The 16,678-nt window shown below is 71.1% G+C and carries 3 protein-coding genes; 1 reads left to right on the forward strand and 2 read right to left on the reverse strand.

The features are described from left to right. Positions 1–225 precede the first annotated feature (225 nt). Positions 226–696 carry an FBP domain-containing protein gene (locus tag D7X55_RS19815; RefSeq protein WP_120551326.1) on the forward strand — a complete coding sequence of 157 codons (471 nt, stop codon included), beginning with the start codon at positions 226–228 and terminating at the stop codon, positions 694–696. A 37-nt stretch (positions 697–733) separates the two neighbouring features. Here the strand turns inward: D7X55_RS19815 and D7X55_RS19820 are convergent, their stop codons facing one another. Then, on the reverse strand, positions 734–14,611 hold the full coding sequence (locus tag D7X55_RS19820) for an amino acid adenylation domain-containing protein (protein WP_121723887.1): 13,878 nt from the start codon (positions 14,609–14,611) through the stop codon (positions 734–736). A 186-nt stretch (positions 14,612–14,797) separates the two neighbouring features. Next, positions 14,798–16,651 carry an OmpA family protein gene (locus D7X55_RS19825; RefSeq protein ID WP_121723888.1) on the reverse strand — a complete coding sequence of 618 codons (1,854 nt, stop codon included), beginning with the start codon at positions 16,649–16,651 and terminating at the stop codon, positions 14,798–14,800. Positions 16,652–16,678: the final 27 nt, after the last annotated feature.

The raw sequence follows: 16,678 nt of genomic DNA on the forward strand, positions 1-16,678 counted from the left end.
GAATGGGGGAGGCATCATCGCCACAGGCCATCACTCCAGACCCCAGGCAAAGCAGGGTCATCAGCCGGAGCCGCGGGGGAACGTGCATGGGGGGTCCTCTGAGTTCGAGTGCCCTCCAAGCTGGCATCCGGTGACGATTTCAACCCAGTGTCCGGGGGGGTTGGACAAAATCAGGCTGACGCACGTTCTGGATGGTCTTGAAGGCAGTCCAAGAAAAGAACCGCCATGTTTCGAATCGAGTCAGAGAAAGAGTTGCAGAAGGCCTTCCGCTCCAGGGATCGCAAGTACGTCGAGCTTCCCAGGGGCACCCAGCTCCCGCTCTTCATCCGGGACTACCTGTCGTGGGTGGATCCGTACGGGGTGCGTGTCTTCCTCGTGTTCACCGCCCCCGGGAGCAAGACCCCCACGGGCATCGCCTTCCGGAGGGATCAGCAGGGAGACCCGACCCTGGCGCCCAAGCTGTGTGACTGGTGCATGTCACCCACCGAGGCGGAGGTCGGCCTGCTCACCACGGATGTCGACTCGAAGCGCCGGGTGGGCGTGAACGTGTGCCTGGACCTGCGCTGCGGTGAACGGTTGGAGGCCCTGGCGGACCGGTCCGGCCGCAGCGCCCTGGATGAAAAGGCGCGGCTGATGGAGCGCATGGCGCGCTTCGCGAGCGAGGCGCTGGGCCTGGAGCCGGACTCGGACGCCTGAGGAGGCGGGCCCTCGTGAGGGCCCGCGCTCCTTCGCGCTACGGCAGTGTCCGCAGGTGCTGGAGCAGCGGCTCCGCCACGGTGGAGGCGTGGGGCGCGCTCAGCATGGAGTAGTGCTCCGCCGGCACGTCGTACGAGGTGACGGGCCCCGTGAGCCAGGTGCTCCAGTCCGTCTCCTCGGAGGCAGGCGCTCCCACGGTGGCCCGGAAGAGCAGGGTGGGCCCCGAGTAGCCGCCGGTGGGCACGTAGGTGCGCAGGGCCTCGTAGAACCGCGCGTGGAGGTTGAAGAGGCGCTCGGCGCCCTCCAGGTCCAGGCCCAGGTTGTTCGAGTCGCGGACCTGCTCCAGGACGTACGCAAGACGCTCGCGTCCCTCCATGTTCCGCAGCTGCTCCAGGTCCAGGGACAGGTCCTGCCAGCGCAGGCCGAGCGTCCGCCCGAACAGCGCCAGCAGCCCGAGCGGATCCGCTTCGGGGCGCGGCTGGGGCGTGGGCACGGCGGAGTCGATCATCGTCAGCAACTCCACCCCTTCACCCACGGCCTGGAGCTGACGCGCCATCTCCAGCGCGACGAGTCCGCCGAAGGACCAACCCCCCAGCAGGTACGGGCCCTGGGGCTGCACGGCGCGCACCTGGGCAAGGTAGTCGCGCGCCAGCGCTTCGATGGACGCGGGAGGAAGTGCGCCGCCCTCCAGGCCCGACGCCGCCAGCCCATGAATGGGCCGGTCGTGGCCCAGCTGGCGGACAAGCTCGGCGTAACCCAGCACGCCGCCACCGCCGCCGTGGACGAGGAAGAGGGGGCGCTTGCCTTCGGTGCCCGCTTCCAGTCGCACCAGGTTGGTGGGGCGTGGAGGAGCCTCCTGCTGGATCCGCTGCGCCAGTGCCTCGACGGTGCCGTGCTGGAAGAGGGCCGCCATGGGGACCCGGTGCCCGGTGTGCACGCGGATGGCGGCAATCAACTTCAAGGCCAGCAGGGAGTGGCCGCCCAGCTCGAAGAAGTTGTCGGTGATGCTGACGCGAGGCACGCGCAGCACCTCCGCGAAGCACCCGGCCAGCTGTTCTTCCAGGTGCGTGCGGGGCGCGACATGGCTTCCGGCCGCGGAGGCCGCGGAGTCCGGTGCGGGGAGTGCCTTGCGGTCCACCTTGCCGTTGGAGGTGAGGGGCAGGGCCTCCAGTCGCATCACGGCGGAGGGCAGCATGTACTCCGGCAGCCGCTGCTTGAGGAACGCGCGCAGCTCGGTCACGTCCACGGGTTCGGCCGCGACGTAGGCCACGATCCGCTTGTCACCGGGCACGTCCTCGCGGACCACGACGACCGCGCCCCGCACCGTGGGATGGGCGAGGAGCGCGGCCTCGATTTCAGGCAGCTCGATGCGGAAGCCACGCACCTTCACCTGGGCATCCGCGCGGCCCAGGAACTCCAGCACTCCATCGTCGCGCCAGCGTCCGAGGTCGCCCGTGCGATAGAGGCGAGCACCGGGAGTGGAGGAGAACGGATCCGGGACGAAGCGCTCCGCGGTGAGCGAGGGCTGGCCCACGTAACCGCGCGCGAGCCCGTCACCCCCGATGAACAGCTCACCCTGGATGCCCTGAGGCACGGGCTGGCCGGAGGCATCCAGCACGTACACCTGCATGTTGGCGTGCGGACGGCCCAGCGGAATGGAAGCACCCACCTGCGAGGCCTGCGTGAAGTGGTGGCTGGTGGCGAAGACCGTGCTCTCCGTGGGGCCGTAGAACGCGGAGACGGGGATGCCCACCTGCTCCAGTACCCGGCGGACGTGAGCCGCGGAGATGACGTCACCTCCGGTGAGCACCCGGCGCACGGCGCGCAGCGCGGGCAGGTGCGTGTCCACCAGCTGGGTGAAGAAGCCAATGGTGATCCACAGCGTCGTCACGCCGTGGCGCACCAGCACCTGCTCCAGTTCATGCGGATCCGTCGGCGGGTGCGCGGGGAAGACCGCCAGCTTCGCGCCGTGGAGCAGCGCGCCCCAGACCTCGAAGGTGGAGGCGTCGAAGGCCAGCGGCGCCATCATCAGCAGCGTCTCGTCGGGCCCGAAGCGGGTGTAGTCGACGCCGAAGAGGGTGCGGAGCACGGCGGCGTGAGGCGTGCCGACACCCTTGGGCCTGCCGGTGGAGCCGGAGGTGAAGTCGATGTACGCGAGGCTCTGGGGCAACGCTGCGCGCGGTGGCGCATGCGTGGGCTGTGCGTCGAGGGACACCTCCTCCAGCACGACGGGAAGCAGTCCCTCCTGAGGCAGCTTCGGCAGCAGCGCACGTGACGTGACGAGGACGCGAGGCTGGGCGTCCTCCACCATCGCGGCCAGACGCGCGCGAGGATAGGCGGGGTCCAGGGGCACGTAGGCCGCGCCCGCCTTGAGGATGGCGACGAGCGAGACGACCAGCTCCAGCGAGCGCTCCAGGGCCACGGCGACGCGCGAATCCGTGTCCACGCCCAGCGAGCGCAGATGCCACGCGAGCCGGTTGGAATGCTCATCCAGCTGCCGGTAGGTGAGGCGCGAATCGCCGAACTCCACGGCGACCTTCTCCGGGAAGCGGGCCACCACCTGCGAGAAGACCTCCGGCAGTGTGGAGTCACGCGGATACTCAACCGCCGTCGTGTTCCACTCCACCAGCACGCGCTGGCGCTCTGTCTGCGTCAGCAGCGACACGGAGTCGAGCGGCGCCTCGGGCTCGGCCACGAGGGCTTCCGCCAGCGTGCGCAGGTGCTCCGCCATGCGCGCGGCCGTGCGCGGCTCGAACAGGGCGGTGTTGTAGAGCAGCGCTCCCGAGATGCCCTCGGGGGACTCCACCAGGCTCAGCTCCAGGTCGACCTTGGCCGCGGCCTCCTCCACGTCCAGCGGACGCAGCGTCAGCGCTTCGCTCCCAGGCGCGGGCGGGGCGCTGTCGCGCGTGCTGAAGAGCACCTGGAACAGCGGCGCGCGGCTCGGATCCCGCGCGGGCCTCAGCGCCTCCACCAGCCGTTCGAAGGGCAGGTCCTGGTGGGCATAGGCCCCCAGCGCCCCTTCCTTCACCCGGCGCAGCAGCTGGCGGAACGAACCCCGGCGGCCCACCCGCGCCCGCATCGCCAGCGTGTTGACGAAGAAGCCGACCAGTCCCTCCAGCTCTCCCTGCTCACGGCCCGCGATGGGCGAGCCGATGACGAAGTCCTCCTGGCCGGAGTAGACGGCCAGCAGGATCTGCCAGAGGGCGAGCAGGGCCATGAACGGCGTGGCGACCTCCTGCTGGCAGAGTGCCTTGATTCCCCGCGCGACCGTCTGGGGCAGGCTCACGGGGACCTGCGCGCCACGGTAGGTCTGCACGGCCGGACGCGGCTTGTCCGTGGGCAGCTCCAGCGCATGCGGCACGCCGTCGAGCTGCTGCCTCCACCACCCCAGCTGCTGCTCCAACACCTCGCCCTGGAGCCAGCGCCGCTGCCACGTCGCGTAGTCCGCGTACTGGAGCGTCAGCGGAGGCAGGGGCGAAGGCTCGCCGCGCGAGAACGCCGCATGAAGCGCGGTCAGCTCCGCGACGAGGATGCGGTTGGTCCAGCCATCCGAGACGATGTGGTGCAGCGTGACGAGCAGCACGTGCCGGCGCTCGGACAGGCGCAGCAGGGTGGCCCGCATCAGCGGCGCGCGGGTGAGGTCGAACGGGATGAGCGCTTCCGCCAGGGCCCGCCGCTTTGCCTCCGCCTCCTGCTCCACCTCCGGCAGGTGGCTCAGGTCCACCTGCGCCAGGGGCAGCTCCGCGTGCGGGTGCGGCTGCTGGAAGGGCTCGCCGTCCTCGCGTGCGTGGAACGACGTGCGCAGCGCCTCATGGCGGTGGACGAGTTCCTGGAGCCCTCGCGCCAGCGCCCCGGTGTCCAGCGGACCGTCGAGCCGCAAGGCCGCGGGGACGTTGTAGTGGACGCTCCCCGGTTCCAGCCGGTCGAGGAACCACAGCCGCTGCTGCGCGAACGACAGCGGCAGCGGTCCTCCGCGCGGCACGGGCACCAGCGGCGGACGCCCCGAGCCCTGAGGCCCCCGAGCGCTGGCCTCGATGCGCGAGGCCAAGGCCTCCACGGTGGAGGCTTCGAACAGCGTGCGCAGCGGCAGCTCCGCGCCCGTCTCCGCGCGCACCCGCGACACCACCTGCGTCGCGAGCAGCGAGTGGCCCCCCAGCGCGAAGAAGTCGTCCTTCACGCCCACGCGAGGCACCCGCAGCACCTGTGCCCAGATGGCAGCGAGCTTCGCCTCCAGCTCCGTGCGAGGCGCTTCGTACGTGGCGCTGGAGGCCCGCGCCTCCGGCTCCGGCAGCGCCTTGCGGTCCACCTTGCCGTTGACGTTGAGCGGCAGCGCGTCCAGCACCACCCACACGGCGGGCACCATGGCCTCCGTCAGCCGCTGACGCAGCTGGGCCTTCAACGCGTCCGGCTCCAGCACCGCGCCGGCCTTTGGCGCCACGTACGCGACCAGCTGCTTCTCCGTGCCCTCGCCCTTCGCCACCACGACGGCTTCCTTCACCGTCTCCAGCTGGCGCAGCGCGGCCTCGATTTCACCCAGCTCGATGCGGAAGCCGCGCACCTTCACCTGGAAATCGAAGCGGCCCAGGAAGTCGAGCGTGCCGTCCTCCAACCAGCGAGCCTTGTCGCCCGTGCGGTAGAGGCGCTCTCCCGGCGTGGACGCGAAGGGATGCGGGACGAAGCGCTCCGCCGTCAGCTCAGGGCGGTTCAGGTAGCCCCAGGCCAGGCCCTTGCCGCCGACGAACACCTCACCCGCGACGCCCACCGGCACCGGCTGGAGGTGCGCATCGAGCACGTAGGTGGTGGCGTTCGGGATGGACCGGCCAATGGACACCGGGCCCTCCACGCGAGAGTTCCGATTCAGCGGCAGCGTGGTGGAGAAGGTCGTGTTCTCCGTCGGGCCATAGGCATGGATGACGGTCGCGCCTTCGGGGATGCGCGCGAGGTGGTCGCGCATGCGAGGCCAGGGCATCACCTCTCCGCCCGCGAGGACCTGTCTCACGCCCGCGAGCACATCACCCTGGTGCAGGACCATCTGCTCGAAGAGCGCGGTCGTCATGAACAGCGCCGTCACATGGTAGCGGCGCATCTGGTCGGCCAGCTCCTCCAGCGACAGGGCCTGCGGCGGCGCGAGGACGACCTTCGCGCCGTGCAGCAGCGCGCCCCAGATTTCGAGCGTCGAAGCGTCGAAGGCGATGGGGGCGAACTGGAGCCAGACCTCCTCCGGTCCGAAGCGCATGAAGTCGCTGCCCAGCACCAGGCGCGTGATGCCCCGGTGGGGCACGCAGACGCCCTTGGGCCGGCCGGTGCTGCCGGAGGTGAACATGACGTAGGCCAGCGCCTCGCCGTCCACGTGAGCCTCCGGCGCGTGCGTGGGCATCGCCGCGATGGCGTCCCACTGCGCATCCAGCCAGACGCGGGCGCCGGTAGTGGGCAGCAGGTGCGCGAAGGGCTGGTGCGTGAGCGTCACGCTGACGTCGGCATCGTCGAGCAGCGCCGTGATGCGCTCCACCGGGGCGTTGCGGTCCACGGGGACGTAGGCGGCGCCCACCTTGAGGATGGCGAGGAGGGCCGTGACCATCTCGAACGAACGCTCGAGCGCGAGCCCGACACGCGCGCCCGGGACGACGCCCAGCGCGCGCAGGTGATGGGCCAGCTGGTTCGCGCGGGAGTCCAGCCGCGCATACGTCAGTGACTCCGCCCCCTGCACCAGGGCCACCGCGTCCGGCGTGCGCCGGGCCTGCTCCGCGAAGTGCGCGTGGACGGGCACGTCCGTGGGGCTGGCGGCGGCGGTGTCATTCCAGTCCACGAGGAGGCGCTGGCGCTCGTCGCGCGAGAGCAGCGCCAGCCGGCTCACGGGCTGGCCGGGGTTCGCGACCGCGGCCTCCAGCAGCGTGCGCAGGTGGTCCATCATCCGGAGCGCGGTGGACGGATTGAACAGGTCCGCGCGGTAGCTCATGGCGCCTCGCAGCCCCTGGGGCGTCCGGACCAGCGACAGCGTGAGGTCGAACGGGGTCGTCTGCTCCGCCTGCTCCATCGGCACCAGCCGGAGCGTGGAGCCGTCACGGCCCGCTGGCACCGACTGGGGTTGCGGCGGCGCGTCCCGCAGCGCGAGCACGACCTGGAAGAGGGGCGAGTGGCTCAGGCTGCGCTGGGGGTGCAGCTCCTCCACCAGCTTCTCGAAGGGCGCGTCCTGGTGCTCATAGGCCGCGAGCGTGGTGGCGCGCACCTGGCCCAGCAGCTCACGGAAGGAGGCCTTCGGATCGACGCGCGCGCGCAGCACCAGCGTGTTCACGAAGAAGCCGATGAGCCCTTCCGTGTCCCCGTGCGTGCGCCCGGCGATGGGTGAACCGACGGTGATGTCCTCCTGGCCCGCGTAGCGCGAGAGCAGCGCCTGCCAGGCCGCCATCAGGCCCATGAAGAGCGTGGCGCCCTCGCGCTGGCACAAGGCCTGGAGGGCCTGCGACAGCGACTCCGGCAACTGCACGGGCACCTGCGCGCCCACGGGGGACAGGACGCGGGGACGCGGCCTGTCCGTGGGCAGCTCCAGGAGCGGCGGTGCCCCGGCGAGCTGACGGCGCCAGTAGGCCAGGTGGTGCTCCATCACCTCGTCCTTCAGCCACGCGCGCTGCCACGACGCGAAGTCCACGTACTGCACGGGGAGCGGCGGCAGCGACGCTGGCCGGCCCATGACATGGGCGCCATAGAGCGCGGTCAGCTCCCGCACGAGCACGCCCATGGACCACCCGTCGGAGACGATGTGGTGCATGTTCAGCCACAGCACGTGCGTGCTGGCGTCCAGGCGCAGCAGCGCGGTGCGCAGCAGGGGTCCGCGCTCCAGGTCGAACGGGCGCAGGGCCTCCTCCCGCAGCCGCTGCGTGACGGCTTCCTCGGAGACGGCGCCCACGTCCACCGTCTCCAGTGTGAAAGGCACCGTGGGGAGGATGACCTGGACGGGCTGGCCCTCCTGCGCGACGAAGACCGTGCGCAGGGCTTCATGCCGGGCGATGAGCGAGGCGAAGGACTGCTCCAGCGCGCGCACGTCCAGCGCGCCTTCCACGCGCAGGGCCATGAAGAGGTTGTAGGCGGCGCTGCCCGGTTCAAGCTGATCCACGAGCCACAGCCGCTGCTGCGCGAAGGACAGGGGCAGCGGGCCCGTGCGGGAGACCGGAACGAGGGGCGGCGGAGGCGGCAGCGCGACCACGCCCCGTCCCCGCAGGGTGCGAAGGACCTCGCGTGCCCGCCGGTGTGCTTCCGCCCAGGTCAGCGTGTGGCCCTCGTGTTCGAAGGCGGCGGTGTCGGGGTGGAGCCGGGCCTGTGCCTCCAGGAGCCCGTGCAGGGACGCGTCCTCGGCCGTGGCGGCGCCGGGCTCGCTCCAGGTGTGCACCAGCAGCGCGCGCTCCTCGAGCGTGAGCATGGGCAATGCAGAGAGCCGGCGCTCCGGTGCGTTCATCGCTCCGGCCAGCAGCGCGCGCAGGTGGCCCACCATGCGGCTGGCGGTCGAGGCGTCGAAGAGGTCGGTGTTGTATTCGAGCAGGCCCTTCAGCCCGCCGGCGGTGTCGTTCAGGGCCAGGGTGAGGTCGAACTTCGCGGTGCCGCCCCGGGGCTCCAGCGGCTGGAGCCGCAGGCCGGTGCTCAGCGTCTCCGGCATGGGCGCGTTCTGGTACGCGAGCATCACCTGGAAGAGCGGCGCGCGGCGCGGGTCACGCTCCGGACGCACCGCCTCCACCAGCTTGTCGAAGGGCACGTCCTGGTGCGCGTACGCGCCCAGCGCCACGTCGCGTACGCGAGCGAGCAGTTCGCGGAAGCTCGGGTCGCCGTCCAGCTTCGTGCGCAGCACCAGCGTGTTGACGAAGAAGCCGATGAGCCCCTCCAGCTCCGCGTGGTGGCGGCCCGCGATGGGCGAGCCAACGACGATGTCCTCCTGACCGCTGTAGCGCGACAGCAGCACCTGGAGCGCGGCCAGCACGACCATGGAGGGCGTGACGCCTTCGGCGCGGCAGACCGCGTGCATCGCGTCCGACAGCTCGCGAGGGAACTGGAAGGGCACCACCGCGCCACGGAAGGTCTGCGCCGCGGGGCGGGGCCGGTCCGTGGGCAGCTCCAGGGCCTTGGGTGCGCCGTCGAGTTGCTGACGCCACCAGCCGAGCTGCGCCTCCAGTGCCCCGTCGCGCAGCCAGCCGCGCTGCCAGACGGAGTAATCCGCGTACTGCACGGGCAGCGGCTTCAGCGCCGGAGCGCGGCCTTCCGCGTGCGCGGCGTACAGCGTGGTCAGCTCCTGGAGGAGCACGCCCATGGACCAGGCGTCGGAGATGACGTGGTGCATGGTCAGCAGCAGCAGGTGGTGCTGCTCGCTCATGCGCACGAGGAGCACGCGCCAGAGCGGACCGGTCTCCAGGTTGAAAACCTGCCGTGCCTCGTCGTCGAGGATGGCATTGAGCGCGCGTTCGGCATCGGGCAGGGCGCTCAGGTCCATCCAGCCCGCGGGCAGCGAAGGCTGGGCCACGATGACCTGAACGGGGCCGGACGCCTCTTCACGGAAGGTGGTGCGCAGGGATTCGTGGCGCTGGACCAGGTCGCGCAGGCCGCGTGTGAGCGCGGGCACGTCGAGGGCGCCTTCGAGCCGCATGCCGAAGGGGAGGTTGTACGCGGTGCTGGAGGGCTCCAGCTTCGCGAAGAACCACAGCCGCTGCTGGGCGAAGGACAGGGGCAGGCCCCCGTCGCGCGGCACCGGCATGAGCACGGGAGTCGCGACCGCCTGCACCGGGCCCTGGGACTCCAGGCGGTGGGCGATGGCTTCCACGGTGGGGGCGGCGAAGAAGGCCGCGATGGACAGCTCCGCCTGGAACGCGCGCCGGATGCGCGAGAGGATCTGCGTGGCGCTAAGCGAGTTGCCGCCCAGGTCGAAGAAGTTGTCCTCGGCACCGACCGAACCCGTTTGCAGGACCTCTTCCCAGAGCGTGGCGATCCGCCGCTCGGTGTCGGTGCGAGGCGGACGCGTCCGGGGACCGGTCTGGAAGGTGGAGGGCGCGGGGAGGGCCTTGCGGTCCACCTTGCCATTGGAGGTGAGGGGCAGGGCGTCCAGGCGGCCCAAGGCGGCGGGCAGCATGTAGTCCGGCAGCCGCTGCTTGAGGAACGCGCGCAGTCCGGCGACGTCCAGGGACTGGGGGGCGACGACGTACGCGACCAGGCGCTTGTCGCCGGGCACGTCCTCGCGGACGACGACGATGGCCTCGCGCACCTCGGGATGGGAGCGCAGCGAGGCTCCGATTTCGGGCAGCTCGATGCGGAAGCCACGCACCTTCACCTGCGCATCGGCGCGGCCCAGGAACTCCAGCACACCGTCGTCACGCCAGCGGCCAAGGTCGCCGGTGCCGTAGAGGCGAGCACCGGGAGTGGAGGAGAACGGATCCGGGACGAAGCGCTCCGCGGTGAGCGAGGGCTGGCCCACGTAGCCGCGAGCAAGGCCCTGACCGCCGATGTAGACCTCACCCTGGATGCCCGGAGGAACGGGCTGGCCGGAGGCATCCAGCACGTACACCTGCGTGTTGCCCAGGGGGCGGCCCAGCGGGATGGAAGCACCCACCTGCGAGGCCTGCGTGAAGCGGTGGCTGGTGGCGAAGACCGTGGTCTCCGTGGGGCCGTACATCGCGGTGACCGGGACGCCCAGTTGCTCCAGCACCCGGCGCACGTGGGACGCGGAGATGACGTCACCGCCGGTAAGCACCTGGCGCAGCGAGCGCAGCGCGGGCAGATGTGCATCCACCACCTGCGTGAAGAGGCCCACGGTGAGCCACAGCGTCGTCACGCCATGGCGAACCAGCACCCGCTCCAGTTCGTGCGGATCCGTCGGAGGATGCGCGGGGAAGACGGCCAGCTTCGCGCCGTGGAGCAGTGCGCCCCAGACCTCGAAGGTGGAGGCGTCGAAGGCCAGCGGGGCCATCATCAACAGCGTCTCGTTGGGCCCGAAGCGAGCGTAGTCAACGCCGAAGAGCGTGCGGAGCACTGCGGCGTGAGGCGTGCCGACGCCCTTGGGCCTGCCGGTGGAGCCGGAGGTGAAGTCGATGTACGCGAGGCTCTGGGGCAGGGCAGCGCGCGGTGGCGCACGCGTAGGCAGTGCGTCGAAGGACACCTCCTCCAGCACGACCGGCAGCATCTCCTCCTGAGGCAGGTTCGGCAGAAGCGCGCGGGAGGTGAGCAGGACGTGAGGCCGAGCGTCCTCCACCATCGCGGCCAGACGCGCGCGAGGATAGGCCGGGTCCAGCGGCACGTAGGCCGCGCCCGCCTTGAGGATGGCGACGAGCGAGACGACCAGCTCCAGCGAGCGCTCCAGGGCCACGGCGACGCGCGAATCCGTGTCCACGCCCAGCGAGCGCAGATGCCACGCAAGCCGGTTGGCGCGCTCATCCAGCTGCCGGTAGGTGAGCCGCGAGTCACCAAACTCAACGGCGACCTTCTCGGGGAATCGGGCCACCACCTGCGCGAACATGTCCGGCAGCGTGGATTCACGCGGGTACTCAACCGCCGTCGCGTTCCACTCCACCAGCACCCGCTGGCGCAGCTCAGCCGTGAAGGCCGTCGCGGTGTCGCGTGTCTGCGCCGCACGGGCCGCCCATTCACGCGCCACGTCCTCTAGCGGAACGGTAGGCACAGGCCGCACGCGAACCTCGTGCGCTTTCCGTGGTGCCGGAGCCGGCTGTCCCTTCCCCGCGAGCGCTTCGTCGATGAGCCGGGCCACGGCGTCCAGCGTGGGCGTTTCGAACAGGCGCCGGAGCGGAAGCTCCACGGAGAACGTCTGACGGATCCGGCTGAGCGCCTGCGTGGCCAGCAGCGAGTGTCCGCCCAAGTCGAAGAAATGATCCGTCGCCCCGACACGGCTCACACCCAGCAACTCCTGCCACAGCCCCGCCAGGCGCTGCTCGGTGTCCGTGCGCGGCGCGACGTACTCCCGAGGATCACCCCCCGCCAGGTCTGGAGCAGGCAACGCCTTGCGGTCCACCTTGCCGTTGGTCGTGAGCGGGAGCGCGGCCAGCACCACCACCGCTGACGGCACCATGTACTCGGGCAGGGCCTCCTTGAGGGCGGCCCTCAGTCCAGGGCCATTGGCCTCGACGCCGTCGCGAAGCACGACGTAGCCCACCAGCCGCTTGCCACCGGGCCCATCCTCCCGCGCCACCACCACCGCGTCGCGCACCGGAGGCAGCTTCGCCAGCGCGGCCTCCACCTCACCTGGTTCGATGCGGAAGCCACGCACCTTCACCTGCGCGTCCGCACGGCCCACGAACTCCAGCGTGCCGTCCTCGCGCCAGCGCACCACGTCGCCCGTGCGGTACAGCCGGGCCCCCGCCTCGCCAGAGAATGCATCCGGCACGAAGCGCTCGGCCGTCAGCGAGGGCCGGCCCGCGTAGCCACGCGCCACGCCCACGCCACCCAGGTGCAGCTCACCCTTCACGCCCACGGGCACGAGCCCACCCCGGGCATCCAGCACGTACGCGCGCACGTTGGCCAGCGGCCGGCCAATCGAAGGCACACGGCCATCCGCCGAGCACTCCGTGAGCGTGGCCATGACCGTCGCTTCCGTGGGGCCGTACGTGTTGAGGAACGTGCGGCCCGGCGCCCACCGCGCCACCACCTCCGGGGGCAGCGCCTCACCGCCCGAGATGACGGTCCGCAGCGCGGGCAGGTCCTCCGGAGCCGTGGCCGCGAGCGTCGCGGGCGTGAGGCTGATGACCGTCAGCGCCTCGTCGCGCAGCAGCTTGCGCAACGGCTCACCGGGCATCAGGTCCTCCAGCGGCGCCAGCACCAGCGTGGCCCCGCTGCACAGCGTGGTGAAGATCTCCTCCACCGACAGGTCGAACGAAAGGCTGGCGAACTGGAGCACGCGGCTGCCCGGCCCGATGCCGTACGCCGTGGCCTCGTGCACGACCAGGTTGCACACGCCCCGGTGCTCGATGGCGGTCCCCTTGGGCAGGCCCGTGCTGCCGGACGTGTAGAGCACGTACGCCAGGTTCCGCGCCCCCACGCCGGAGCCCGGCGCCGCCTCGCTCTCACCCGCGAGCGCGTCCCGCTCCACATCCAGGCACAGCGCACGCGCGCGGTGCCCCTCCGGGAAGCGCTCCAGCAGCGGAGCCTGCGTCACCAGCACGGACGCGCCGCTGTCCTCCAACATGAACGCCAACCGCTCCCGAGGCAGCAGCGGATCCACGGGCACCCACGCGCCGCCCGCCTTGAGGATGCCCAGCAACCCCACCGCGACGTCCAGCGAGCGCTCCACGCTCAAGGCCACCCGCGCCTCCGGCCCCACACCCCGCCAGCGCAGCGCATGCGCGAGCTGGTTGGCGCGCGCATCCAGCTGCGCGTACGTGAGCGCCTGCCCCTGGAACCGGACCGCCACGGCCTCGGGGGTCCGCCGCGCCTGCGCCTCGAAGAGCGAGTGCAGGCAGCACTCCTCCGGGAAAGGCGCCGCGCTCCCGGCCCACTCCCGCTGGATCCGAGCCACCTCGGCCGGATCCATCAACGGCAGCTCGGACACTCGCCGGCCCGGCGCGGAGACCGCGCCCTCCAGCAGCGTGCGCAGGTGCGCGAGCAGCCGGTGGATGGAGCCCGGGTCGAAGAGGTCCGTGTTGTACTCCGCAGTGAGGCGCATGCCCTCCGGCACCTCCATGGCGATGAGCGACAGGTCCGTCTTGCTGGTGCGGTTGTCCACCGGCTGCGCGTCCAGCACGAGCCCCGGCAACCGCAGCGGCGGCAGGGGCGCGTTCTGCAGCGTCAGCGCGACCTGGAAGAGGGGATTGACGCTCAGCTGGCGCTCCGGCTTCAGCGCGTCCACCAGCTTCTCGAAGGGCACGTCCTGGTGCGCGTAGGACTCCAGCGTCGTCTCGCGCACGCGGCCCAACAGCTCCCGGAAGGACGGCTGTCCGGACAGGTCCGTGCGGAACGCCAGGTAGTTGGTGAACAGGCCGATGAGCCCTTCCAGCTCCGCGCGGCCACGGCCCGCCACGGAGGTGCCCACCACCACGTCCTCTTGGCCGCTGTAGCGCGACAGCAGCACCTGGAAGCCCGCGAGCAGCACGCCAAAGAGCGTGTTGCCCTCCGCCAGCGCGAGCGCCTTGATGGACTCCACGAGCGCGGGGGGCAGCACCGCGTTGATGCGAGCCCCACGCCCGGAGAGCACCGCGGGGCGCGGCCGGTCCGTGGGCAGCTCCAGCACCGCGTCCGGATCCAACCGCTGACGCCAGAAGCCCAGGTGCTGCTCCAGCACCTCGCCGCGCAGGTACTCGCGCTGCCACGCGGCATAGTCCGCGTACTGCATGGGCAGCGCGGCCAGCGGTGACGGCTTGCCCTCCGCGAGCGCCGGATACAGCGCGCTCAGCTCCCGCACCAGCACGCCCATGGACCAGCCGTCCGTGATGATGTGGTGCAGCTTGAGCAGCAGCACGTGCTCCAGCGCATCCAGCCGGTACAGCACGGTGCGCAGCAGCGGGCCCTTCTCCAGGTCGAACGGCTGGCGGGCCTCGCCGGTGATCAGCCGCAGGGCCTCCGCCTCACGCTGCGCGGCGGGCAGCGACTGGAGGTCCACCACGGGCAGCGCCAGCTCCAGCGCCGGCGCGATGTGCTGCAGCGGCCGTCCGTCCTGCTCGATGAAGGTGGTGCGCAGCGGCGCGTGACGCCGCACCAGGGTCTGGAGGCTCGCGTGCAGCACGGCCACGTCGAGCGCGCCGGAGAACCGCACGCGGACCGGGATGTTGAACGCGGCGCTGCCCGGGCTCAGCCGGTCCTGGAACCACATCCGTTCCTGGCTGAAGGACACGGGCGCCTGCGTGGGGCGGACCTTCGTGCGCAGCAGCTCCGCCAGACGCGCGCGCTTCTGCTCCGGCGTCATTCCACCGCCGTTACCTTCCGCTTCAAATGTACTCATGTTTCGAGAATAACCGGTCAGCGAGGGGTACTGGGTGAAAGCGACCCTCGGCGATATTCCCGGTTGTTTTCGACGGAGACGGGGCCTCGACGCGGGGCATTTTGCCCCGGCACTCCAGTCATCCCGCAAAAGAACAAAGTCAGCGATTGGGGACGGCCCGGAGGCCGGGCCGTCCCAACGACCGCGTTACTTCTTGTTGGGAGGCGGCGCGCCCGGACCGGGCACCGGCTCGGTGCCAGGAGGCGGCGGCTCGCCGTGGGGCACCACCGTCTCCTTCGGGCCGGTTTCGATCTCCGACTTCACCAGCTTGAAGTCCACGCGCCGGTTCTTCGCGCGGCCCAGGGCCGTGTCGTTGGTGGCGATGGGCCGGTCGAACCCGAAGCCCTGGGACGTGAGGCGCTTGCGGTCGATGCCCTTCTTCACCAGGTAGTCGAGCACCGACTTCGCGCGCCGGTTGGACAGGTCCATGTTGAGCGCGCGCGTGCCCTTGTTGTCCGTGTGCCCTTCAATCTGCACCGGCCCCAGCGTCGGGTTCTTGTTGAGCACCGTCGCCACCTCGTCCAGCAGCGGGTACGACTGCTTCTGGATGACCGCGGAGCCGGTCTCGAAGAGGATGTTGCCCTTGATGCGGATGCGGTCGGACTCCACCACCACGTAGGGCGGAGCGTCGTACGGGCAGCCGTTGTTCTCCGGCGGGCCGGCCACGTCGGGGCAGTCGTCCTCGCCGTCCGGAATCTCGTCGAAGTCCGTGTCCGGGCAGCCGTCGAAGTCCTTCAGGCCGGGCACCAGCGGGCACTTGTCCAGGGGGTCGACGACGCCGTCGCCGTCGGTGTCCTTGTCCGGCTCCACCGGGCAGCCCTTGTTCTCCTTCGGGCCGGGCTTGTTGGGGCACATGTCGTCGCCGTCCGCCACGCCGTCGCCGTCGTTGTCCGGATCCGGGCAGCCGTCCTCGTCGCCGAAGTCGTCCTTGTCCTCGGGCTGCGTGGGGCAGCGGTCGCGCACGTCGGGCACGCCGTCGCCGTCGGAGTCCGGGCCCTCGTCCTTGAAGGTCTTGTCGTAGCGCACGGCGAACATGACGCGCAGGGCCTCGCGGCCGTAGCCGGTGGTGACGTTGAGGCCGCGGCCCACGTCCAGCTCCACGCCCCAGTCGCCCCACACCTTCGCGCGAGCGCCCACCAGCAGCTCCCACGGCGACTTGAGCGAATCCGCCTGGTCGAAGTTGAAGGGGCGCGCCAGCGGCGTGCGCAGGTGCATTTCAGCGGTGGCCTTCACCTCGCGCAGCCGGCGGATGTCCGGCAGGTCCACGATGCCGCCCGCGCCCAGCGTCAGCTCGTCGTCCACGCGCAGGTTGAGGTACTGCGCCGCGGGGCGGATGAGCACGCCCGCGTTGCCCAGCACGCGCACGGGGCCCAGCTTCTTCTCCAGCGCCAGGCGCGGCGCCACCACCACGCCGCGCTCACCCGTGAAGCTCCGCGCGCTGCCGGTGGGCAGCCGCACCTCCGCCACCAGCGCGAGCCCCAGCGGGAAGCGGTCCGGGTTGAGCAGGCTCACGCGCGGCAGCACGCGGATGTCGCCCAGCGTGGTGCTGCTGACGCCCGCGGCGCCGGGGAAGCCCGGCTGGTTCAGCGCTTCGCCCAACAGCGCGAAGTTGTCGCCCTGCACCAGGGTGACGGGCAGGTCCACGCCCAGCTCCAACCGCTCCAGCAGCTGGTAGGAGAACAGCAGGTGCGCATCCAGCCGGTACGGCAGCAGGTTGCCCAGCTTCTCGTCACCCAGCTTGAGGGAGAGGATGCGCCAGTTGAAGTCCAGGAGCAGCGCGCCCCGGTAGCTGCCCACCGGTTCCACGGTGGCGCCTTCCAGGCCGATGCCGCTGGACTGCGCGGCCGTCGGTTTCACCGGGACGGCGTCGAAGCCTCGGGAGAAGGGGTCGGGTTGGGCGTGGGCCGCTGCCGTGGTGAGCAGCAGGCCCAGGACCGCGAGTCGCAGGGCCGCGCCGCACGCGGACCGGCTCCTCGAAGGTTGGGAGTCGGGGCATTGCATCCTGAGGCTCTTAGCACCCACCTCCCC

The organism is Corallococcus sp. AB049A (assembly GCF_003668885.1).
Taxonomy (GTDB): domain Bacteria; phylum Myxococcota; class Myxococcia; order Myxococcales; family Myxococcaceae; genus Corallococcus; species Corallococcus interemptor.